Origin of the sequence: Nocardioides sp. GCM10027114, assembly GCF_042659625.1 — a bacterium.
GTDB lineage: Bacteria > Actinomycetota > Actinomycetes > Propionibacteriales > Nocardioidaceae > Nocardioides.
Map to the genome: position 1 here is coordinate 255,232 of NZ_JBHSSS010000029.1, position 21,556 is coordinate 276,787.

General features: G+C 72.9%; 17 protein-coding genes. 12 read left to right on the top strand and 5 right to left on the bottom strand.

Translation table 11 applies throughout. From position 1 onward, the window contains the following. Positions 1 to 117: 117 nt before the first annotated feature. Positions 118 to 1,506 carry an aspartate aminotransferase family protein gene (locus ACFP2E_RS18030; RefSeq protein ID WP_378524273.1) on the bottom strand — a complete coding sequence of 463 codons (1,389 nt, stop codon included), beginning with the start codon at positions 1,504 to 1,506 and terminating at the stop codon, positions 118 to 120. 113 nt (positions 1,507 to 1,619) lie between these two features. Here ACFP2E_RS18030 and ACFP2E_RS18035 point away from each other — a divergent pair, with 113 nt between their 5' ends. Continuing rightward, the gene (locus tag ACFP2E_RS18035) at positions 1,620 to 3,236 is read left to right on the top strand and encodes an amidohydrolase (RefSeq protein WP_378524272.1); all 1,617 of its coding nucleotides are present in this window, start codon (positions 1,620 to 1,622) and stop codon (positions 3,234 to 3,236) included. A 42-nt stretch (positions 3,237 to 3,278) separates the two neighbouring features. Beyond that, positions 3,279 to 4,301 carry a patatin-like phospholipase family protein gene (locus tag ACFP2E_RS18040; RefSeq protein WP_378524271.1) on the top strand — a complete coding sequence of 341 codons (1,023 nt, stop codon included), beginning with the start codon at positions 3,279 to 3,281 and terminating at the stop codon, positions 4,299 to 4,301. Here ACFP2E_RS18040 and ACFP2E_RS18045 read toward each other — a convergent pair. Continuing rightward, positions 4,271 to 4,774, bottom strand: a complete 504-nt coding sequence (locus ACFP2E_RS18045) for a MarR family winged helix-turn-helix transcriptional regulator (RefSeq protein ID WP_378524270.1) — start codon at positions 4,772 to 4,774, stop codon at positions 4,271 to 4,273. The genes ACFP2E_RS18040 and ACFP2E_RS18045 overlap by 31 nt on opposite strands. 152 nt (positions 4,775 to 4,926) lie before the next feature. On the opposite strand from ACFP2E_RS18045, the gene ACFP2E_RS18050 reads away from it, so the two are divergent. The 4 genes from ACFP2E_RS18050 to gabT all read left to right on the top strand — a co-directional run bounded on the left by ACFP2E_RS18050 (position 4,927) and on the right by gabT (position 10,293). Continuing rightward, positions 4,927 to 6,129 (top strand): MFS transporter, encoded by a 1,203-nt coding sequence (locus ACFP2E_RS18050; RefSeq protein WP_378524269.1) that lies wholly within the window; start codon positions 4,927 to 4,929, stop codon positions 6,127 to 6,129. A 132-nt stretch (positions 6,130 to 6,261) separates the two neighbouring features. Beyond that, positions 6,262 to 7,695 carry a gamma-aminobutyraldehyde dehydrogenase gene (locus ACFP2E_RS18055; protein WP_378524268.1) on the top strand — a complete coding sequence of 478 codons (1,434 nt, stop codon included), beginning with the start codon at positions 6,262 to 6,264 and terminating at the stop codon, positions 7,693 to 7,695. A 10-nt stretch (positions 7,696 to 7,705) separates the two neighbouring features. After that, positions 7,706 to 8,935, top strand: a complete 1,230-nt coding sequence (locus tag ACFP2E_RS18060; RefSeq protein ID WP_378524266.1) for a saccharopine dehydrogenase family protein — start codon at positions 7,706 to 7,708, stop codon at positions 8,933 to 8,935. Beyond that, a complete protein-coding gene (gabT, locus tag ACFP2E_RS18065) occupies positions 8,932 to 10,293 on the top strand; it encodes a 4-aminobutyrate--2-oxoglutarate transaminase (protein ID WP_378524265.1) in 1,362 nt (453 codons plus the stop codon). The genes ACFP2E_RS18060 and gabT overlap by 4 nt, the downstream gene beginning before the upstream one ends. Positions 10,294 to 10,296: 3 nt before the next feature. On the opposite strand, the gene ACFP2E_RS18070 is transcribed toward gabT, so the two are convergent. Further along, positions 10,297 to 11,724, bottom strand: coding sequence for a polysaccharide deacetylase family protein (locus ACFP2E_RS18070; RefSeq protein ID WP_378524264.1), 1,428 nt, complete (start codon positions 11,722 to 11,724; stop codon positions 10,297 to 10,299). Between the two features lie 93 nt (positions 11,725 to 11,817). Here ACFP2E_RS18070 and ACFP2E_RS18075 point away from each other — a divergent pair, with 93 nt between their 5' ends. Genes ACFP2E_RS18075 through ACFP2E_RS18095 form a run of 5 tightly spaced genes read left to right on the top strand, consistent with a single transcriptional unit; the run spans position 11,818 to position 17,571 of the window. After that, on the top strand, positions 11,818 to 12,927 hold the full coding sequence (locus ACFP2E_RS18075) for a 1-deoxy-D-xylulose-5-phosphate reductoisomerase (protein ID WP_378524263.1): 1,110 nt from the start codon (positions 11,818 to 11,820) through the stop codon (positions 12,925 to 12,927). Then, the gene (locus ACFP2E_RS18080) at positions 12,924 to 14,291 is read left to right on the top strand and encodes a M50 family metallopeptidase (protein ID WP_378524262.1); all 1,368 of its coding nucleotides are present in this window, start codon (positions 12,924 to 12,926) and stop codon (positions 14,289 to 14,291) included. Before ACFP2E_RS18075 ends, ACFP2E_RS18080 begins: the two co-directional genes overlap by 4 nt. 53 nt (positions 14,292 to 14,344) lie before the next feature. Next, positions 14,345 to 15,919, top strand: a complete 1,575-nt coding sequence (locus tag ACFP2E_RS18085; protein WP_378524261.1) for a hypothetical protein — start codon at positions 14,345 to 14,347, stop codon at positions 15,917 to 15,919. Further along, complete coding sequence (gene ispG, locus ACFP2E_RS18090; RefSeq protein ID WP_378524260.1) at positions 15,916 to 17,067, top strand: flavodoxin-dependent (E)-4-hydroxy-3-methylbut-2-enyl-diphosphate synthase; 1,152 nt, start codon at positions 15,916 to 15,918, stop codon at positions 17,065 to 17,067. Before ACFP2E_RS18085 ends, ispG begins: the two co-directional genes overlap by 4 nt. 3 nt (positions 17,068 to 17,070) lie before the next feature. Beyond that, positions 17,071 to 17,571, top strand: coding sequence for an SHOCT domain-containing protein (locus tag ACFP2E_RS18095; RefSeq protein WP_378524259.1), 501 nt, complete (start codon positions 17,071 to 17,073; stop codon positions 17,569 to 17,571). A gap of 190 nt (positions 17,572 to 17,761) precedes the next feature. On the opposite strand, the gene ACFP2E_RS18100 is transcribed toward ACFP2E_RS18095, so the two are convergent. Further along, the gene (locus ACFP2E_RS18100) at positions 17,762 to 19,144 is read right to left on the bottom strand and encodes an HNH endonuclease (RefSeq protein WP_378524258.1); all 1,383 of its coding nucleotides are present in this window, start codon (positions 19,142 to 19,144) and stop codon (positions 17,762 to 17,764) included. Between the two features lie 516 nt (positions 19,145 to 19,660). On the opposite strand from ACFP2E_RS18100, the gene ACFP2E_RS18105 reads away from it, so the two are divergent. Next, entirely contained in the window at positions 19,661 to 20,506 is an 846-nt protein-coding gene (locus ACFP2E_RS18105) for a GNAT family N-acetyltransferase (RefSeq protein WP_378524257.1), read from the top strand. A 58-nt stretch (positions 20,507 to 20,564) separates the two neighbouring features. Here the strand turns inward: ACFP2E_RS18105 and ACFP2E_RS18110 are convergent, their stop codons facing one another. Then, positions 20,565 to 21,542 carry a hypothetical protein gene (locus ACFP2E_RS18110; RefSeq protein WP_378524256.1) on the bottom strand — a complete coding sequence of 326 codons (978 nt, stop codon included), beginning with the start codon at positions 21,540 to 21,542 and terminating at the stop codon, positions 20,565 to 20,567. Positions 21,543 to 21,556 lie beyond the last annotated feature (14 nt).

Consider the following 21,556-nt stretch of genomic DNA (forward strand, 5'->3'; position numbering starts at 1 on the left):
CAGGCCGTCACGAGCCACTACGAGCCACTACGAGCCACTACGAGCCACTACGAGCTCCGCGGGACGCCCGGGCATGTCCCGCCCCGCGGAGCTCGTCGGGCTCCCACCCCCTGGAAGTCAGAGAAGCGTGGCGGCCTTGTCGAGGACGACGCGCAGGATCTGCTCCATCTCGTCGAAGTGCGACTGGTCGCAGATCAGCGGGGGAGCGAGCTGGACGACCGGGTCGCCGCGGTCGTCTGCGCGGCAGTAGAGGCCCTCGTCGTAGAGCGCCTTGGACAGGAAGCCACGCAGCAGCTTCTCCGACTCCGCGTCGTTGAAGGTCTCCTTGGTGGTCTTGTCCTTGACGAGCTCGATCCCGTAGAAGTACCCGTCGCCGCGGACGTCGCCGACGATCGGCAGGTCCCGGAGCTTCTCCAGGGTCGCGCGGAAGGCAGCCTCGTTGCTGCGGACGTTCTCGAGGACGCCCTCGTTCTCGAAGATGTCGAGGTTGGCCATCGCGACCGCGGTCGAGACCGGGTGGCCGCCGAAGGTGTAGCCGTGGGCGAACATCTCGGTGCCGTGCAGGAACGGCTCCATCAGCCGGTCGGTGGCGATCATCGCGCCGAGCGGGGCGTAGCCGGAGGTGATGCCCTTGGCGCACGTGATGATGTCGGGCTGGTAGCCGTAGCGCTCCGCCGCGAACATGTGGCCGAGCCGACCGAACGCGCAGATGACCTCGTCGGAGACGAGCAGCACGTCGTACTCGTCGCAGATCTCGCGGACCCGCTGGAAGTAGCCCGGCGGCGGCGGGAAGCAGCCGCCGGAGTTCTGCACCGGCTCGAGGAAGACCGCGGCGACGGTGTCGGGACCCTCGAACTCGATCGCCTCGGCGATCCGGTCCGCGGCCCAGCGGCCGAAGGCCTCGAGGTCATGGGCGGCCTCGCCGGCGCCGTGCTCGGCGGCCCGGTAGAAGTTGGTGTTGGGCACCCGGAAGGTGGAGGGCACCAGCGGCTCGAACATCGCCTTCATCCCGGGCAGGCCGGTGATGGAGAGCGCGCCCTGCGGGGTGCCGTGGTAGGCGATCGCCCGGCTCACGACCTTGTGCTTGGTCGGCTTGCCGGTCAGCTTGAAGTAGTTCTTCGCCAGCTTCCAGGCGCTCTCGACCGCCTCGCCGCCGCCGCTGGTGAAAAAAACCCGGTTGAGGTCGCCGGGGGCGTAGCCCGCGACCCGCTCGGCCAGCTCGATGGCCGTCGGGTGCGCGTAGGACCACAGCGGCATGAACGCCAGGTCGCGTGCCTGCTTCGCGGCGGCGTCCGCGAGCTCGGTCCGGCCGTGGCCGAGCTGGCTCACGAAGAGCCCGGCCAGGCCGTCGAGGTAGCGCTTGCCGTGTGCGTCCCAGATGTAGGCGCCCTCGCCCCGCACGATCACCGGCACCTCGGCGTGGTCGTACGTCGAGTGGCGCGTGAAGTGCATCCAGAGGTGGTCACGGGCAGCCTGCTGCAGGTGGGCGTTGTCAGCCGAGGTCATGCGCACCATGGTCGCGGCTCGACGCGGTTCAGGCAAGCGAATCCGTGGTGTTCGTCGGCAAATTGAACGGAATCCGTTGCAGCCATGCGCGGCAGGGCGGTAGGAATCCCTCCATGACCCGGGTGCTCTTCCGCAACGGAACCCTTTTCGACGGCCACCGCCACCGCGGGCCGGCCGGCCTGCTGGTCGAGGGGGAGCGGATCCTCGCGCTCGGCGACCCGGACGACCTCGCGGCACGCGGTCCGCACGCGACCGTGGACCTCGGCGGCGGCCTGCTCGCGCCCGGGTTCGTCGACGCCCACGTGCACCCGGTCCAGGGCGGGCTCGAGCGGCTGCGCTGCGACCTCTCGGCGCTCGGCACGCGCGCGGAGTACCTCGCCGCGGTGGCGTCGTACGCCGCCTCGCACCCGGAGGCGGAGTGGATCGTCGGCGGCGGCTGGGCGATGCCCGCGTTCCCGGGCGGCACTCCGACCGCGGCGGACCTCGACAGCGTCGTGCCCGACCGGCCGGTGTTCCTGCCCAACCGCGACCACCACGGGGCGTGGGTCAACAGCCGGGCGCTGGCGCTCGCCGGGATCGACGAGCACACCCCGGACCCGCCCGACGGCCGGATCGAGCGCGACGCGGACGGTCGGCCGACCGGCACCCTGCACGAGGGGGCGACCGGCCTGGTGTCGCGGCTGCTGCCGCCGACGACGCCCGACGACTACTGCGCCGCGCTGCTCGCAGGGCAGTCCTACCTCCACTCGCTCGGCGTGACCTCGTGGCAGGACGCCATTGTCGGCTCCTGGTCCGGGCTCGCCGACGTCGGCGGGACCTACGCGGCGGCCGCCGCGTCAGGGGCGCTGGTCTCGCACGTGGTCGGGGCGCTCTGGTGGGAGCGGGACCGCGGGCTGGAGCAGGTCGCGGACCTCGTCGAGCGCCGTGCGGCGCTCACCAGCCGCCGGTTCCGGGCCACGACGGTCAAGATCATGCAGGACGGCGTGGCCGAGAACTTCACGGCCGCGATGAGCGCGCCCTACCTCGACCGCTGCGGCCACGCGACCGACAACGCCGGCCACTCGTTCCTGACGTCCTCCCGGCTCCGGGAGGCGGTCCGCGCGCTCGACGCCGCCGGCTTCCAGGTGCACGTGCACGCCATCGGCGACCGCGGCGTCCGGGAGGCGCTCGACGCCTTCGAGGGCACCGACCCCACCCGGCGCCACCACATCGCCCACCTGCAGGTCGTGCACCCCGACGACGTGCCGCGCTTCGCCGAGCTCGGCGTGGCCGCGAACATGCAGGCGCTGTGGGCCTGCCTCGACGACCAGATGGTCCACCTGACCCTGCCGTTCCTCGGCGAGCAGCGGGCGCGGTGGCAGTACCCGTTCGGCGACCTGCACCGGGCCGGCACCGTGATGGTTGCGGGCAGCGACTGGCCGGTCAGCACACCCGACCCGCTCGCCGCGCTGCACACGGCGGTGACCCGCACGGCGTACGGCGACCCGGGCCGGGCCGGGACCGAGCCGTTCCTGCCGGAGCAGGCGCTGCCGCTCGACGTCGCCTTCGCGGCGTACACCTCGGGGTCCTCGTGGGCCAACCACCGCGACGACGCAGGCGTGCTGCGCTCCGGCGCGGCGGCCGACCTGGTCGTGCTCGACCGCGACCCGTTCGCCGGGCCGCCCGAGGAGATCGGGGCCGCGCGGGTGACGGCGACGTACGTCGCGGGGGAGCGGGTGCACGAAGGCTGATCTCCCCGACCTGATGTCCCCGGGGCCTGCTTGGCTGGACCCATGAGTCTCTCGGGTTCCCAGTCAGGTCCGGCCGCCGATCTCGTCCTCGAGGGGGGCGGGGTGAAGGGCATCGCGCTCGTAGGGGCGGTCCAGCCGCTGGTCGACGCCGGCTACACCTTCCCCCGCATCGCCGGGACCTCGGCGGGGGCCATCGTCGGCGCCGTCCTGGCCGGCCTGCAGCGCAGCGGGGAGTCGCCCGGCCGGCTGCTGGACATCGCTCGGACCCTCGACTACGTACGGTTCCGCGACCGGGGCGTGCCCGGCAGGTACCTCGGGCCGCTCGGCCTGCTCACCGACTGGGTGTCGCTGGTGGTCGAGGGAGGCGCCTACGAGGGCGAGTACCTCCACGACTGGCTGACCGGCGTCCTCGGCGACCTCGGGGTCTCGACCTTCGGTGACCTGCGCCGCGACGACGCCGGCGACGACGGGGCGGTCCACCACCGCTGGTCGCTGGTGGTCACTGCCAGCGACCTGTCCCGGCGGCGGCTGGTGCAGCTGCCGTGGGACTACGCGGAGTACGACCTCGACCCCGACGAGATGCCGGTCGCCGACGCCGTGCGCGCCTCGGCCTCCATCCCGTTCTTCTTCGAGCCCGTCACGCTCCGCAGCCCGCGCGGCGAGGCGACCCTCGTCGACGGCGGCCTGCTCGCGAACTACCCGATCGGCATCTTCGACCGGCTCGACGAGCAGCCGCCCCGGTGGCCGACGATCGGGGTGCGGCTCGACGCGCTGGGCCTCGGGGGCGGGCCGGACGCGCCGGAGCCGCCGGTCCGCCCGGTCCGCGGCCCGCTCTCGCTGGGCGTCTCGCTGGTGCAGACGGCCATCGAGGCGTGCCAGGCCGAGCACGTCCTGGAGCCGTGCAACATCGACCGCTCGGTCTTCGTCGACACGGCGGACGTCAGCGGCCTCGACTTCGACCTCGACGACGACGACCGCGACCGGTTGCTCGCCGCGGGCCGCGAGGCCGCGCTGGCGTTCCTGAAGACCTGGGACTACGAGGCCTGGCTGGCCCGCTGCCGCTGAGGGCGTCGTCGGGGCGTCGGGGTGCGGCCGGCGCCGCCCAGCTCGGCGAGGGCGTCGACGAGCGGCGCGAGCTCGGGGGCGTCGTGGGCGCGGTCCAGCGCGTCGGCCAGCGCCTCGTCGTGGGTGGGGCGCGCCCGCTCGTAGAGCGCCCGGCCGTCATCGGTGAGCTCCGTGTAGATGCCCCGCCGGTCCTCCTGGCACAGCACCCGGGTCAGCAGGCCGCGGTCCTCGAGCCGGCTCACGAGCCGGGTGGCGGCGCTGCTCGACAGTGCGGCGGCCCGGGCGAGCTGCTGCATCCGCATGTGCCACCCGTCCTGGCGGGAGAGCGCGTCGAGCACGGTGAACTCCACGACCGACAGGTCGTGGCCGGCCTGGAGGGCCTTCTCCAGCGCGGTCTCGAGGGCGCCGTGCAGAGCGGCGAGCGTGCGCCAGCCCTGGGCCCGCACCTCGACCGCGTCGTCGGAGATCCCCATGCCACCTCCCGGGGTGAGTCGTTTCACCCAGAGTACAGGCGGCTGACGAGGGTATCCAGCTTGCAGCGATATCCGGCGCGTGCAACTATCTATGCCGCGTCTGCAACTATTGCGCACGCAACTCACATACCTCTCCCCGCAAAGGATCAAACATGCCTCTCGGTCTGCTCGCCCTGGCCCTCGGGGGCTTCGGCATCGGACTCACGGAGTTCCTCATCATGGGCCTGCTGCCCGAGGTCGCGCTCGACTTCGGGGTCAGCGAGGCCGCCGCCGGCTGGCTCATCTCGGGCTACGCCCTCAGCGTGGCGGTGGGGGCCGTGCCCATCACCGCGGCCATGGCCCGCCGTGACCGCAAGCGGGTGCTGGTCGGGCTGATGGTGCTCTTCGTGATCGGCAACCTGCTGTGCGCGGTCGCGCCGACCTACGAGCTCATGATGCTGGGCCGGGTCGTGGCCGCGCTGTGCCACGGCGCCTTCTTCGGCATCGGCGCCGTCGTCGCGGCCGCCATGGTCCCGCCCGCCCGGCAGGGTGCCGCCATCGCGACCGTCTTCGCCGGCCTGACCGTCGCCAACGTTCTCGGCGTGCCGTTCGGCACCTTCCTCGGCCAGCAGTGGGGCTGGCGCTCGGGCTTCTGGGCGATCACCCTCGTCGGTCTCGTCGCCCTGGTGGGCCTGGTCGTCCTCGTCCCCGACCACGTGCGCCGTCCCGCCGGTGCCGCCCTCGGACTGCGCGCCGAGCTGGGCTCGTTCCGGCGCGGCCAGGTGTGGGCCTCGCTGGCCACCACCGTGCTCGGCTACGGCGGCGTCTTCGGCGCGTTCACCTACATCGCCTTCATCCTCACCGGCGTCAGCGGCTTCGCCGCCTCGTCCGTGCCTCCGCTGCTCGTCCTGCTCGGCATCGGACTGGTGATCGGCAACCACCTCGGCGCTCGCGCCGCCGACCGCAACCTCACCGCCACGCTGCTGCTGCTGCACATGGGCGTGGTCGTGGTGCTCGTCGCGTTCGCCGCCACCGCGGAGAACAAGGTCGCGACCGTCGTCTCGCTGCTGCTCCTGGGGATCCTCGGCTTCGGCCTGGTGCCGGGCCTGCAGATGCGGACCATGCGCCACGCCGGCGATGCCCCCACGCTGGCCTCCGGCGCCAACATCGCGGCGTTCAACGTCGGCAACGCGCTCGGTGCCTGGCTCGGCGGCGTCACCATTGCCGCCGGCCTCGGCTACACCTCGCCGATCTGGGCGGGCTCGGGCCTGACCCTCGCCGGGCTCGCCGTCCTGGCCGTGGCGACCCTCGCCGGCCGCGGCCGCGCCGCGACCCCCGCAACCGAGCCTGCCCCGGAGGTCACGGCCGTGGCCTGAGCGCTGACCTCGTCGGTACGGCGGGTCCGGTGGTCAAGAATCCGCAGCAATGTCGCGGATCGGGCTACCGGATCCGTCGTACCGTCACTAGGCTCGGCGACACCGCGATCCGAACTCGAGGGGGCTCGACCCATGGCTGACACCACCTTCCGCAACGTCATCGACGGCAAGCTCGTCGACGCGGCGTCGGGGGAGACCTACGACGTCATCGACCCGACCACGGGGGAGGTCTACGCGACCGCGCCGGCATCCGGCCCCGAGGACATCGAGCAGGCGTACGCCGCGGCGGCGCGTGCGTTCGAGTCCTGGGGCGAGACCACCCCGGCCGAGCGGCAGCGGGCGCTGCTGAGGATCGCCGACCGGCTCGAGGAGCGGGCCCGCGAGTTCGTCGAGGTCGAGTCCAAGGACACCGGCAAGCCGATCGGCTTCACCGTCGACGAGGAGCTCCCGCCCGCCATCGACCAGATCCGCTTCTTCGCGGGCGCCGCCCGCGTGCTGGAGGGCCGGGCCGCCGGCGAGTACATGAAGGACCACACCTCCTTCATCCGCCGCGAGCCGATCGGCGTCGTCGGCCAGGTGACGCCCTGGAACTACCCGCTGATGATGATGGTCTGGAAGATCGCCCCGGCCCTGGCCGCGGGCAACACCGTCGTCCTCAAGCCCAGCGACACCACCCCGGCCTCGTCCACGCTGCTCGCCGAGCTCTGCCAGGAGTTCCTGCCGCCCGGCGTGCTCAACGTCGTCACCGGCGACCGCGAGACCGGCAAGGCGCTCGTCGAGCACCCCACCCCGCAGCTCGTGGCGATCACCGGCTCGGTCCGCGCCGGCCACCAGGTCGCCCACTCCGCCGCCGACCAGCTCAAGCGGGTCCACCTCGAGCTGGGCGGCAAGGCGCCGGTCATCGTCTTCGACGACGCCGACGTCGAGGCCGCCGCGGAGGGCATCGCCGGCGCGGGCTTCTTCAACGCCGGCCAGGACTGCACCGCCGCGACCCGTGTCCTCGCAGGGCCCGGCGTCCACGACGACTTCGTCGCCGCGCTCACCGAGCAGGCACGCAACACGAGGACGGGCATGCCCGACGACGAGGACGTCCTCTACGGGCCTCTCAACAACGTCGACCAGCTCGCCCGGGTCGCCGGCATGGTCCACCGGCTCCCCGACCACGCGAACGTCGAGACCGGCGGCCAGCGCCAGGGCGAGAAGGGCTACTTCTACGAGCCGACGGTGCTCTCGGGCCTGCGCCAGGACGACGAGCAGATCCAGGACGAGATCTTCGGCCCCGTCATCACCGTGCAGCGCTTCTCCGACGAGGCCGAGGCGCTCGCCTGGGCCAACGGCGTGAGGTACGGCCTCGCCTCCAGCGTCTGGACCAAGGACCACGGCCGCGCCATGAGGATGGCCCGCAAGCTCGACTTCGGCGCGGTGTGGATCAACACCCACATCCCGATCGTCGCCGAGATGCCGCACGGCGGCTTCAAGTCCAGCGGCTACGGCAAGGACCTCTCCATGTACGGCCTCGAGGACTACACCCGCATCAAGCACGTCATGTCCTACATCGGTGAGTGAGGCGGACCCCGTGAGGATCCTGCTGGTGGGGGCCGGCGGCGTCGGCTCCGCGTTCTGCGCCATCGCGGCCCGCCGCGACTTCTTCGAGGCGGTCGTGGTCGCCGACTACGACCTCGCCCGGGCCGAGCGCGCGGCCGCCGCCGACCCGCGGTACGTCGCGGCGCAGGTGGACGCGTCCGACGCGGCGTCGGTCACCGCGCTGTGCCGCGAGCACCGGGTCACCCACGTCATGAACGCGGTCGACCCGGTCTTCAACATGCCGGTGTTCGAGGGGGCGTTCGAGGCGGGTGCCGACTACCTCGACATGGCCATGTCGCTGTCCCGGCCCCACCCGGAGGCGCCGTACGAGAAGCCCGGTGTGAAGCTCGGCGACGAGCAGTTCGCGCAGGCCGACCGCTGGGAGGGGGCCGGCCGGCTCGCGCTCGTCGGCGTCGGCGTTGAGCCCGGGCTGTCCGACGTGTTCGCGCGGTACGCCGCCGACCACCTCTTCGCCGACATCGACGAGCTCGGCACCCGCGACGGCGCCAACCTCGTCGTGACCGACGACGACGGCAACGAGATCTTCGCGCCGTCGTTCTCGATGTGGACCACGATCGAGGAGTGCCTCAACCCGCCGGTGGTCTGGCAGGACGGCGACTGGCACACCACCGCGCCGTTCAGCGATCCCGAGGTCTTCGACTTCCCCGAGGGGATCGGGCCGGTCGAGTGCGTCAACGTCGAGCACGAGGAGGTCCTCCTCATGCCGCGGTGGATCAAGTGCCGGCGGGCGACCTTCAAGTACGGCCTCGGCGACGAGTTCATCAACATCCTCAAGGTGCTGCACACCCTCGGCCTCGACCGCACCGACAAGGTGCGCGTCAAGGGCGTCGAGGTGAGCCCGCGCGACGTGGTCGCGGCCGTGCTGCCCGACCCGGCGACCGTCGGCCCCCGGATGCGCGGCAAGACGTGCGCCGGCCTCTGGGTGACCGGCACCGGCAAGGACGCCGACGGCAACGAGACCGGGCCGAGGTCGACGTACCTCTACCACGTCGTCGACAACGAGTGGTCGATGCTGGAGTACGGCCACCAGTGCGTCGTCTGGCAGACCGCGATCAACCCCGTGGTCGCGCTGGAGCTGCTCGCCCGTGGCACCTGGTCCGGCACGGGCGTGCTCGGCCCCGAGGCGTTCGACGCCGTGCCCTTCCTCGACCTGCTCACCGAGTACGGCAGCCCGTGGGGGATCAAGGAGGTGACGCCGTGACGCTGCACGTGACCGCCCCGGTCGCCGGCCCCGGCGGGCCGACGCTGCCGCAGCGCCGCACCCTCGTCACCGAGATCCCCGGCCCCGAGTCGCGGGCCCGGCTGGACCGCAAGAAGGCACACGTCGCCGACGGCGTCGGGACCGTGCTCCCGGTGTTCGTCGTCGCCGCCGGCGGCGGCGTGCTGCACGACGTCGACGGGAACACCCTGATCGACCTCGGCTCCGGCATCGCCGTGACCACCATCGGAAACAGCGCGCCGGCGGTCGTGGCGGGCGTGCAGGCGCAGGCGGCCGCCTTCACGCACACCTGCTTCATGGTCACCCCGTACGACGGCTACGTGGACGTCTGCGCCGCGCTCGCCGAGCTCACGCCTGGCGACCACCCCAAGAAGTCGGCGCTGTTCAACTCCGGCGCGGAGGCCGTCGAGAACGCCGTGAAGATCGCGCGGGCCGCGACCGGACGGGACGCGGTCGGCGTCTTCGACCACGGCTACCACGGCCGCACCAACCTGACGATGGCGATGACCGCCAAGAACATGCCCTACAAGCACGGTTTCGGGCCGTTCGCGCCGGAGGTCTACCGCGCGCCGATGTCCTACCCGCTGCGGGACGGGCTGTCCGGCGCGGAGGCCGCCGCACGGGCGCTCGACGTCCTCGACAAGCAGGTGGGGCCGGACAACCTCGCCTGCGTCGTGGTCGAGCCGATCCAGGGGGAGGGCGGGTTCGTCGTCCCGGCGCCGGGCTTCCTCCCCGCGCTCGCCGAGTGGTGCCGCGAGCGGGGTGTGCTGCTCGTCGCCGACGAGATCCAGACCGGGTTCTGCCGGACGGGCGACTGGTTCGCCTGCGACCACGAAGGCGTCGTGCCCGACCTGGTGACGACGGCGAAGGGCATCGCGGGCGGCCTGCCGCTGGCCGCGGTCACCGGCCGCGCCGAGCTCATGGACGCGGTGCACGTCGGCGGCCTCGGCGGGACCTACGGCGGCAACCCGATCGCCTGCGCCGCCGCACTGGGCGCGATCGACGAGATGCGGACCCACGACCTCGCCACTCGGGCGCGCGAGATCGGCGCCCTCGTGCAGGCCCGGCTCCGGGCGCTGCAGGAGCGGCACCCGGTCATCGCCGACGTCCGCGGCCGCGGTGCGATGATGGCCATCGAGCTGTGCGCGCCGGGGACGGTCGAGCCGGACGCCGCCCGGACGGCCGCGGTGTCGGCGTACTGCCACCAGCAGGGCGTGGTCACGCTGACCTGCGGCACCTGGGGCAACGTCTTCCGGTTCCTGCCGCCGCTGGCGATCTCCGACGACCTGCTGCACGAGGCGTTCGACGTCGTCGACGAGGCGTTCGCCGCGACCGCCTGACGGTCACCGCCGGGGCTGGTCGGGCGGGGGGTCGGCAGGGGGCTCGACCGGCGGGTCGGGCGGTGGGTCGGGCGGTGGGTCGGGCGGTGGCTCGGGCACCCCGATCGTGACGACGGCCTCGCCGCGGGCGACGCGGGCGTTCTCGGCCCGCACGATCCGCAGGCCGAACGTCTCCTCCGGCTCCTCCAGCGCGTCGGGCAGCACGGTGACCGGCACGACGACGCGGCGCTGGCCGGCGGGGATGCGCAGACGAACGTCGACCGGCAGGTGGTCCTCGCCGGTGGCGGTCCCCGCCACGTCGACCACCCGCAGTCGCACCGTCCGGCCGCTGGGCTCCGCCAGCGACACGACGACCTCGACGACCGCCGGGTCGGTCGTCGGCTCGACCACGGCGGCGTCCCGGACCCGGACCCGCGGCGGCGGGTCGGCGTCCCCGACTTGCGCGACCCCGGTGGCGCGGCCGAGCGTCAGGCCGCGCGGCCGCGACAGTCGCAGCTCGAAGCGCTCGTTCCGCTCGTCGAGGCCGTCGCGCACCAGTGGGATGCGGACCACCCGCCGCGTCGCGCCGGCGGGGAACCGGACGACCACGTCACGCCGCTCGAAGTCCGCGGGCGAGCGAGCACTGAGCTCGCGGGTCGTGAGCCGCACGCTCGTCGCCCGGTGCGTGTGGCGCCCGAGGCTCACCACGGCACGGGCGTCACTGCCCTCCCGCGCCCCGATGACCCGCAGGTCCGCGCGCGGCACCCGGAAGCCGGGGTTGCCCGCGTCGTCGAGGGCCACGAAGCAGTAGCCCCGCCGCCGGGCCTCGGCCACGATGCGGGGCACCGCCGCCAGCGTCGCCGGGGAGTTCCGGATGCCGTCGTGGAGCAGCACGATGTTGCGCTGGCGGACCCGCAGCCCCGCCAGCACCCGTGACGCGATCGTCGCCCCCGACACGTCCTCCCAGTCGCGCGGGTCGACGTCCCACAGCACCGGCACCATGGCCACGTCGGCCACGGCTCGGCGTACCCGGTCGTCGATGGCGCCGTACGGCGGCCGCATCAGCCGGGTGGGCCGGGTCCCGGCGCGCAGCAGCTCTCGCTGGGTCGCGCGGAGCGTCGTGCGAATGGCGTCGCTCGACTGCGTGGTCATCGCGGCGTGGCGGTAGGTGTGGTTGGCGACGACGAAGCCCGCCCGGTCGACCGCTCGCGCGACGTCGGGCGCGGCGGCGACGCGCTCGCCGACCATGAAGAACGTGGCCGGCACGTCCGCCCGTCGCAGCACCCGCACCAGCGACGGCGTCACGTCGCGCGACGGCCCGTCGTCGAAGGTCAGCGACACCTGGCCGGCCGGGCAGCCGCGCGTGCTCACGGGCGTCGCGGCCTCGCCGGCCGGGGCACCGGCCAGCAGGCCGCCGACGAGCAGCGACCCGAGCGCGAGCCGGAGCACCATGATCGGAGGGTCGGTCCGGCGCGGCCAGCCCCGCTGGGGGTCCGGGGCCGGATCCCCGAATCAGGGGAGGGGGCAGGCTGCGAGAATGCCCCGGTGACGGCGAGGGTGACGCGACGCGACGTGGTGGTGCTGGGGTCGACGGGCTCGATCGGGACGCAGGCGCTCGACCTGGTGCGGGCGAACCCCGACCGGTTCCGGGTGGTCGGGCTGACGGCCGGCGGCGGCAACCCGGACCTGTTCGCCCGCCAGGTCGAGGAGTTCGCACCCGCGTTCCACGGGCTCGGCGAGGAGGCCTCCGCCGAGGCGGCGGCGCGGCCCTGCGACGTGGTGCTCAACGGCATCACCGGCGCCGTCGGGCTGCGTCCGACGCTGGCGGCGCTCGACGCCGGCAACACCCTGGCGCTGGCCAACAAGGAGAGCCTGATCGTCGGCGGCCCGCTCGTCCTCGAGCGCGCCGAGCCCGGCCAGATCGTCCCCGTGGACTCCGAGCACTCGGCCCTCGCCCAGTGCCTGCGCGGCGGGACGGAGCAGGAGGTGCGACGGCTCGTGCTGACGGCGAGCGGCGGCCCGTTCCGCGGCCGCAGCCGCGAGGACCTCGCCCGGGTCACCGTCGAGGAGGCGCTCGCCCACCCGACGTGGGACATGGGGCCGGTCGTCACCATCAACTCGGCCACGCTGGTCAACAAGGGCCTCGAGGTGATCGAGGCCCACCTGCTGTTCGGCATCCCGTTCGACCGCATCGAGGTGGTCGTCCACCCGACCAGCGTCGTGCACTCCATGGTCGAGTTCGTCGACGGCTCGACGCTCGTGCAGGCCAGCCCGCCGACCATGCTGATCCCGATCGCGCTGGGCCTCGCCTGGCCCGAGCGGGTGCCCGACGCGGCGCCGCCGGTCGACTGGACCCGCCCGGAGACCTGGGAGTTCTTCCCCCTGGACGACGAGGCGTTCCCCGCCGTCTCGCTGGCCCGCCGGGCCGGGGAGCTCGGCGCCACGGCCCCGGCGGTCTACAACGCCGCCAACGAGGTCTGCGTCGACGCCTTCCGCTCCGGCCGGCTGCCGTTCGTGGAGATCGTCCCCACGGTGGCCACCGTCCTCGAGGCGCACGACGTACCCTCGGAGGAGGGGCTCACCGTCGACGCCGTCGTCGCCGCTGACGCGTGGGCCCGTGACCACGCCCGCACGATCCTCGAAGGACACCGGTGACCGCGCTCTACTACACCCTCGGGGTGCTGATCTTCGTCGTCGCGATCCTCGCGTCGATCGGCCTCCACGAGCTCGGCCACCTGGTCCCGGCGAAGAAGTTCGGCGGCAAGGTCACCCAGTACTTCATCGGGTTCGGGCCGACCGTCTGGAGCACGCGCCGCGGGGAGACCGAGTACGGCATCAAGGCGATCCCGCTCGGCGGCTACGTCAAGATCGTCGGGATGCTGCCGCCGGAGGCCGAGGAGCTCGACGAGGACCGCGAGCACCCGGTCTACGACGAGGAGGGCAACCGGGTCATCCGGCTGCGTCGGTCCAACACCGGGATGTTCACCCAGCTGATCTCCGACGCCCGCGCCGCCGAGCTCGAGCACATCAGCCCCGGCGACGAGGACCGGCTCTTCTACCGGCTGCCGTGGTGGAAGAAGGTCATCGTCATGGCCGGCGGGCCGACGGTGAACATCCTCATCGCGTTCTTCATCTTCTGGGGCGTCTTCGCGACGTACGGCCAGCGCAGCGTCGAGGTCGACGCCGGTCCGCCCGTCATCGACGACGTCTCCCAGTGCGTGATCCCGTACACCGAGGAGGGCCGAGACTGCCGGCCGTCCGACCCGGTCGCCCCCGCCAACGAGGCCGGGCTCCGCCCCGGCGACCAGATCACCAGCTTCAACGGCGTCGCCGTCACCGGCTGGGACCAGTTCCGCGACCTCATCCGCGCCAACGACGACGGCCGCGCCGTCATCGGCTACGAGCGCGACGGGCAGCAGCTGTCCGGCACCACCAACACCACGGTCGAGGCCAGGCCCACCTCGCAGACCGACCTGTCGCTGCGCCAGGTGGGCTTCCTCGGCGTGACGCCCAGCAGCCACGTCGAGGTCGTCACCGGCGGGCCGCTGTTCACGCTGCAGGAGATGGGCGGCATGACGGTGCAGACCGTCGAGGCGCTCGCGACGCTGCCGGTGAAGGTCTACGGCGTCGGCCGCGCCATCGTCGGCCTCGAGGAGCGCGACCCGCAGAGCCCGGTCAGCATCGTCGGCGGCGGCCGGCTCGCCGGCGAGACCGCCGCCCACGAGGGCTTCCCCGTGAAGGAGAAGGCGGTCTTCCTGCTGATGCTGATCGCCGGCTTCAACTTCTTCATCGGCATGTTCAACTTCATCCCGCTGCTGCCGCTGGACGGCGGCCACATCGCCGGTGCGCTGTGGGAGGCCCTCCGGCGTGGCTTCGCCCGGCTGCGCGGCCGGCCGGACCCCGGGTACGTCGACGTGGCCAAGCTGCTGCCGGTCGCCTACGTCGTGGCGAGCGCGATCCTCGTCATGGGCGTCGTGCTGATCATCGGCGACCTGGTCGTCCCGCTGCACATCACCTGACCCCGACGGGGGAGGCCTTCCCGAGCGGGCCGTCCTGCGCTTGACTGGACGCCGTGCTCGACCGACCCACGGGGGAGCGGCGGCGAACGCGGCGCACAGGGGCCCGGCTCGACCCTGCCGGCCCGGCGCTGGCGCTGCTCGCCGTCATCGTCTACTGGCTGAACGGCTTCGACGGCTACCTCAGCCGCGACCTCGCGCTGTACGCCTACGCCGGCCAGCAGGTCGCCGAGGGCGACTCGCCGTACGTCGGGGTGGTCAACCGGTCCGGTCCGCTCAGCCACGCGGTGCCCGGGCTCGGAGCGCTGCTGGCGCGGCTGCTGGGCACCGACGACCTGCTCACGATGAGGGTGCTCTTCCTGGTCCTGTCGGCGGGGTGCATCTGGCTCGCCTACCTGCTCGGCCGCGACCTGCTCCAGTCACGTCCCGCCGGGCTGGCGACCGCGGCCGCGCTGCTCGCGGTCCACGGCTTCGCGCTGTACGCCACCCACGGCCCGCGCGAGAAGACCACGCTGGTGCTCTTCCTGATCGCCGCGTTCGTGGCGATGGCCCGGCACCGGCCGGCGTGGGCCGGCGCCTTCGTCGCGCTGGCGACGCTGACGTGGCAGCCGTCGTTCTTCGTCGGCGCCGCCGCCGGGGTCGTCGGCGTCGTCGCGCTGTCGTCGGGGGAGCGGGTGCGGGCCCTGCTGCGGTTCGGCGTCGGAGGGCTGGTCCCGCTCGCCGTCTGCCTGGTCTGGTACGCCGCGATCGGCGAGCTGCAGGTCTTCCTCGACTGCTTCGCGCTCATCCACGTGCAGTACACCGACCAGCCCGGCATCGGAACCGACTGGGAGGCGGTCGAGGAGATGCTGAACGACGCCTACGGCCGGTTCCTGTGGTCGATGGTGGCCGGCGCCGTGGCGCTGCTGGTCGCGGCCGTCGCCGTGCTGGTGCGGCCGACCCGACGTACGCCCGAGGGGTGGCTGGTGGTCGCGATGGCCGCGGGCCTGGTGGCCGGCCTGCTGTGGTCCCTCAAGGCGTTCAACGGGTTCCCGGACATCTTCTTCGTGCTGCCGGCGACGATCCTCGGCATCGGGGTCGTCACGCGCGAGGTGCAGCGGTGGGCCGGCGACCGGGCCGCGGTCGCCGTCGCGGTCGCGTGGTCGCTGGTCGCGGCAGGGGCCGCGCTGCAGTACACCGTCACCACGCGCGACGACATCCTCGAGATCCAGCGGCGGGAGACCGCGGCCGTCCTCGAGGCGCTGCCGGCCGACGCCACCATCGTCTCGATCGAGGCGCCCCACCCGCTGGTGCTCGCCGGGGCCACCAACCCCTACCCGCACCAGATGTTCTCGCTCGGCCTCGAGGACTACGTCGACGACACCTGGCCGGGCGGGCTGGCGGGCCTCGCCGAGGACATCGCGGAGCGCCGGCCCACCGTGATCGCCGTCGGCACGATCGACCCGGAGTGGCTCGAGCCGACGCTCGCGGACGGGTACGTCGAGGTGGGCAGCACGGTGGGCTGGCACTGGTGGGTGGACGAGTCGGTGGGCGCCGAGACCCTCGCCGCGGTGGCCCGCGCCACGGCCGGCGGCGAGGCCGACCCTCAGGCCGCAGGGCCCGCGCGGCGCACCAGTAGCCTGAGCCCATGACCGCCATCAGCCTGGGCATGCCCGAAGCGCCGCCGCCGGTGCTGGCCCCGCGCCGCAAGACCCGTCAGATCAAGGTCGGGAAGGTCGGCGTGGGCAGCGACCACCCGATCTCGGTGCAGTCGATGACGACCACGCTGACGGCGGACGTCAACACCACGCTGCAGCAGATCGCGGAGCTGACCGCGTCGGGTTGCGACATCGTGCGGGTGGCCTGCCCCAGCCAGGACGACGCCGACGCGCTGCCGCAGATCGCGCAGCACTCGCAGATCCCGGTCATCGCCGACATCCACTTCCAGCCGAAGTACGTCTTCGCGGCGATCGACGCCGGCTGCGCCGCCGTACGCGTCAACCCCGGCAACATCCGGAAGTTCGACGACCAGGTCAAGGAGATCGCGAAGGCCGCCAAGGACCGCGGCACCAGCATCCGGATCGGCGTCAACGCGGGCAGCCTCGACAAGCGGCTGCTGGAGAAGTACGGCAAGGCGACACCCGAGGCGCTCGTCGAGTCGGCGGTGTGGGAGGCGAGCCTCTTCGAGGAGCACGACTTCCACGACTTCAAGATCTCGGTGAAGCACAACGACCCGGTCGTGATGGTGCGCGCCTACGAGATGCTCGCCGAGGCGGGCGACTGGCCGCTGCACCTCGGCGTCACCGAGGCAGGCCCCGCCTTCCAGGGCACCATCAAGTCGTCCGTGGCGTTCGGCCACCTGCTGGCCAAGGGCATCGGCGACACGATCCGCGTCTCGCTGTCGGCGCCGCCGGTGGAGGAGGTCAAGGTCGGCCTGCAGATCCTGGAGTCGCTGAACCTGCGGCCTCGCCGACTCGAGATCGTGTCGTGCCCGTCGTGCGGCCGCGCCCAGGTCGACGTCTACAAGCTCGCCGACGAGGTGACCGCCGGGCTCGAGGGCCTCGAGGTGCCGCTGCGGGTCGCCGTCATGGGCTGCGTCGTGAACGGGCCCGGCGAGGCCCGCGAGGCCGACCTCGGCGTCGCCTCCGGAAACGGCAAGGGCCAGATCTTCGTCAAGGGCGAGGTCATCAAGACCGTGCCGGAGTCGAAGATCGTCGAGACCCTCATCGAGGAGGCCATGCGCATCGCCGAGGGCATGGAGACCGTCGACGGGTCCGGCGCCTCGGTCACGGTGTCGTAGGCCATGACGATCTCGGGGGACAGCACGGGCGCGGTGTCCGTGGGCAGGATGACGGACAACCTGCCCAAGAAGTGCGCGCGGATGAACGACGAGGGGCAGCTGCCGACCTGCACCCAGACCAACGACGGCGGCTGGGAGGTGTCCTACCCGGGCACCCCGGGTGACCCCGGCGGCGCGTTCGCCATCCTGTTCGTGCTCGCCTTCGTAGCCGCGATCGGCGGCATGATCTGGAAGGCCAGCACCGCCAGCCGGATGGCGCGCGAGGCCGGCATGAGCGAGCGCGACGCGGCCACCATGGCTCTCCTCACCGACGACGGCCTCGAGGCCACGTATCTCGCCTCGAGCTTGCGACGGCAGGACGCGACCGCCACCCCGCCCACCCCTGAGTCTGCGAAGGCGACGGTCTCCGAACGCCTCGAGGAGCTCGGCCGCCTCCGTGACCAGGGCCTGGTCACCGACGACGAGTACACCGCCAGCCGCAGGGCGATCCTCGACTCCCTCTGACCACCTGCCGCCGGCCTGGGGCGGCGTCCACACGGCGGTCGAGCCCGTCGAGACCCGGCGCCACTTCCGGAGCGAGGGGGGCAGGGCGGTGATGCACGCCGGTCGAGCCCGTCGAGACCCCTGGCAGGCGGGGTGGTGGCATGCCCGTGTCCCCGCCGAGTGGTGCCTGGCGGGGTGTGGGGCGGGGCAGCTACTGCTCGGGTGGAGTCCCGGCGCGGTGAGCGTCGATCAGCCGCTGCCGACACGCGTCGGGGTCGGGGGTGACGTCGCGGGTGCCGGTCTCGTCGCGCAGGTAGGTGTGGCCGTGCGGTGAGCGCCAGAGGAAGACGCCGTCGTCGACGTGGGTGTGGGTCCAGCCGCCGTGGGTCTTGAGCCGGTGGTGCTTGCGACACAGGGCGGCGAGGTTGCACCGGCACGTCGGGCCGCCCCGCTCGCCGTGCGGGATGACGTGGTCGTGGTCGCAGCCCTTGGCCTTGCGGGTGCACCAGGGGAAGACGCAGTGGTGGTCGCGGTCGTCGACCAGGTCCGCGAGCCGGTCGGGCACCTCGTAGGCCCCCACGGGCGCGCAGCCGGACGGATCGACCACCGGCTTCACGACGATCTGGGCGTCGGATGCCGCGAGCCAGGTCCGGATCTGGTCGGTCGTCACCGGGCAGCGCAGTCCCTCGACCCGGCCCAGCGGGCCGGTACCGACCACGGCGTCCTCGGACACGTGGATGACGAGGCTGATCCTGCGGCGGCGGGTGGGGCGTCGGTGCAACCGCCGCGGAGAGCCTGACTCCGTCTCTTCCTCATCGCTGCCGGTGAGGTCGAGGGTCTGTGCCCCGCGAGCGAGCTCACCCACGGCCTTGGACCGGCGCACGTCAAGGGACTCCTCGGACCCGAGGTGGCGGAGCTGGGTGGCGAGGTCGGCGACCGCGTGCTCGAGATCCATCGCGTCGGCGGCGTCGAGGACACCGTGCACGTCGACGGTGCCGTCCAGCGTGGCCTGGTCGAGGTGGATGTCGAAGGACCGGTGGTCGGCCGCTCTGCCGAAGCGTTCCTGCGCCAGGTCCCGGTCGTGGCGGGCGATCGCCTCGTCGACCAGGTCCTTGAGCCGCGCGAGGCCGATCTTGTGCGCCACGTGCGCGACGTGACGGTCCACGAACTCCGCCGCGTCGGGGTTGAGCGCGATGGTGTGGCGCGCGACGTGCCGGGCCCGCCAGGCCGGCAGGTCCCCGCGCACCACGCGGCGGTAGAGCCGCGGGAGCCGGTAGCGCACCTCGACCGCCTCACCCAGGAACGCGCGACCGGCGTCGGTCGACATGCCGAGCGAGGCGGCCCACTCGGCGACGCAGAACTCGGTGATCAGCGGGGTGCCCTCGCCGGCGATCGGGACCGCCGTCTCGGACCCGTCGAGCTCGAACCCCGCCGCCTCGACCAGCGACTCCGCGGGATGCTGGACCGCCCACTCCACGGCCGCGACCAGGAGGTTCGCCTCCGACCGGTTCGCCGACGCCCGCTGCTCGCGGGCGAAGGCCAGCACCTCGACCGGGCTGTCGCCCGGTGCGGTGGTGACCGTGGTCGCTGTCATGGGTCCACTCAAGCAGCGACCACCGACACAACCGGCCCAAAGAGCCCGCGGTTGAGCCCGATTCCACAAACCAAAAAGGTAAAGATTCTCGGACCGCAACCACAGCTGTCGACCCCAGCAGACCGCGAGCCAGAAAGCAGGCGCGAGTGGTACCGCAACCGAAGCGGCGGGCGACCACGTGACCCGATCAGGGCGACCGGGGCACGAAGCAGCCGCGAGTCGACAAGGGGTCTCGACACGCTGGCTGCGCTCGCTACTCGACCACCGAACCGCTGTGGTCTCGACGAGCTCGACCGGCGTACCTCGTTGCCCTGCGTACCTTTCGGGGTCTCGACGGGCTCGACCGGCGTGGGTTCACTGCGCTGCCCACGTCGCTGGGTCTCCACGGGCTCGACCGGCGTGGGGTCGCCGCGCTCGCCCCTCAACCACCGGTGCCACGGGAACTCGATGGGCGTAGCCCAGCCGCGTCCGGCGACGTCGGTGCGGGAGTGCGCCGCGTCCGCGTAGGCTCCAGACGTGCTTTCCACTCGCCACGGGGTGCGCGTCCTCGGCAGGGCCGACCTGGACGACTTCCTGCGGCTGGCGCGCCGCGACCCCGTGGTGAACGCCTTCGCCGAGTACCGCGCGTGCAGCACGCAGCTGGAGCCGAGATGGCTGGGTGGCGAGGTCTGGGGCCGCTACCGCGACGGCGAGCTGGTCGCGGCCTGCCATGTCGGGGCGAACCTCGTCCCGGTCTGCTGCGACGAGGACGACGCCCGCGCCTTCGCCGAGCGGGCGGTCGCGCGCGGCCGGTCCATCTCGACAATCGTCGGACCGGCCGTCCCCGTCCGCGCGTTCTGGTCGGAGGTCGCGGGCCTCTGGGGCCGGCCCCGCGACACCCGCTGGGACCAGCCCCACCTCGAGATCGGCGAGGCGCCCGGGGTGGAGCCGGACCCCGAGGTCCGCCGCACCACCCGCGAGGATGTCGACACGCTCTACCCGGCGTGCGTCGCGATGTACACCGAGGAGGTCGGCATCTCCCCGGAGTACGGCGGGGGAGCGGACCTCTACCGCGCCCGTGTGAGCCAGCTCGTCGCCCGCGGCTGGTCGTTCGCCCGGTTCGAGGGCGACCGACTGCTGTTCAAGGCGGAGGTCGCGTGCGCGACGCCGTACGCCGCCCAGATCCAGGGTGTCTGGGTGCCGCCGGAGCGGAGGGGCGAGGGACTGGCCGTCGGCGGCATGGCCGCCGTCGTCGAGATGGTGCGACGGGAGATCGCTCCGGTGGTCTCGCTCTACGTCAACGACTACAACGACGCCGCGCGGGCGGTCTACGAGAAGGTCGGCTTCCGGCAGACGGGCACCTTCGCAACCGTGATGTTCTGAGGCCCCGGGTCGCACCTGGGCGCGACCCGGGGCCCTTCCCCGCGCTCGGGGCGGGTGGTCAGGGGTTGCTCGCGCGCAGCCGTCCGGCCCGCTCGCACTCGTCGAGCACGCACCGAACCCACGCGACCTTCCGTCGGCTGTGCGCCTCCATGAGCAGGTGGTCGCCCTCCCAGGTCCAGCCGCTGAACCAGTACGCCGTGTAGCGCGCCAGCGCGGTGCCGTCACCCTCGTGGAGCTGCAGCTCGCCGGGCCCCAGCCCGTCGGACAGCAGGTGGACGGTGACGAGCCGGTCGCCCCCCGGGGCGAACCCCGCCACCGCACGGTCGCAGCTGCGCCAGATGGTCGTCGACGGGTCCGAGATGGTCGACAGGACCGAGCAGCCACCCCGGTAGGGGTCGCCGTCCATGACCGCGAGCCGGTCGTTGCGGAGGTCGGCCGTGTACGCCGCCCGGTCCGACACCCGACTCGTCGACCCGTCCGCGGTGTCCCACCACAGCGTCCGGTCCGGCCTCGCGATGGTCAGCAGCACCCGTCCTGCGTCCGCCCCCAGGATCTCGGCGACGCCGCGGAACCCGCGTCGGCCGGCGGGGGAGCCGTCGACCGCGCTCCACAGCCGGATGACCGACCGGTGGTCGCGGCTGATCCACCGGGACTTGAGCAGGTGCTGCCCATCGGCGGACAGCCTCATCTCCCAGACCGGCTTGTCGCTGAGCAAGGTCGTGCGCTCCCCTGCCGGGGAGACCCGGATCACCTTCCGGTTCGTGGCGCTCTGCCCGCCCCACCGGGCGACGACGTAGTCGCCGCCGGTGCGACCCAGGTAGCGCAGCTCGGCCCGGCCGAACCGGAAGCTCAGGTCCCCGTCGACCAGCCGCCGGCCGTCGACGTGGGGGACCGCGCCGTTCGCGCCACGCTCCAGCCGCGCAGGGCGGATCTCGGTGTCGGGCACGGCCGCCGCGACGGGGGAGACCAGCCCCCCGAGCAGCGTGGCCGCCAGCGCTGCCACGGCGGCACCGCCGCCAAGGATAGTCCTCTTCATGGCCCCTCCTCCGG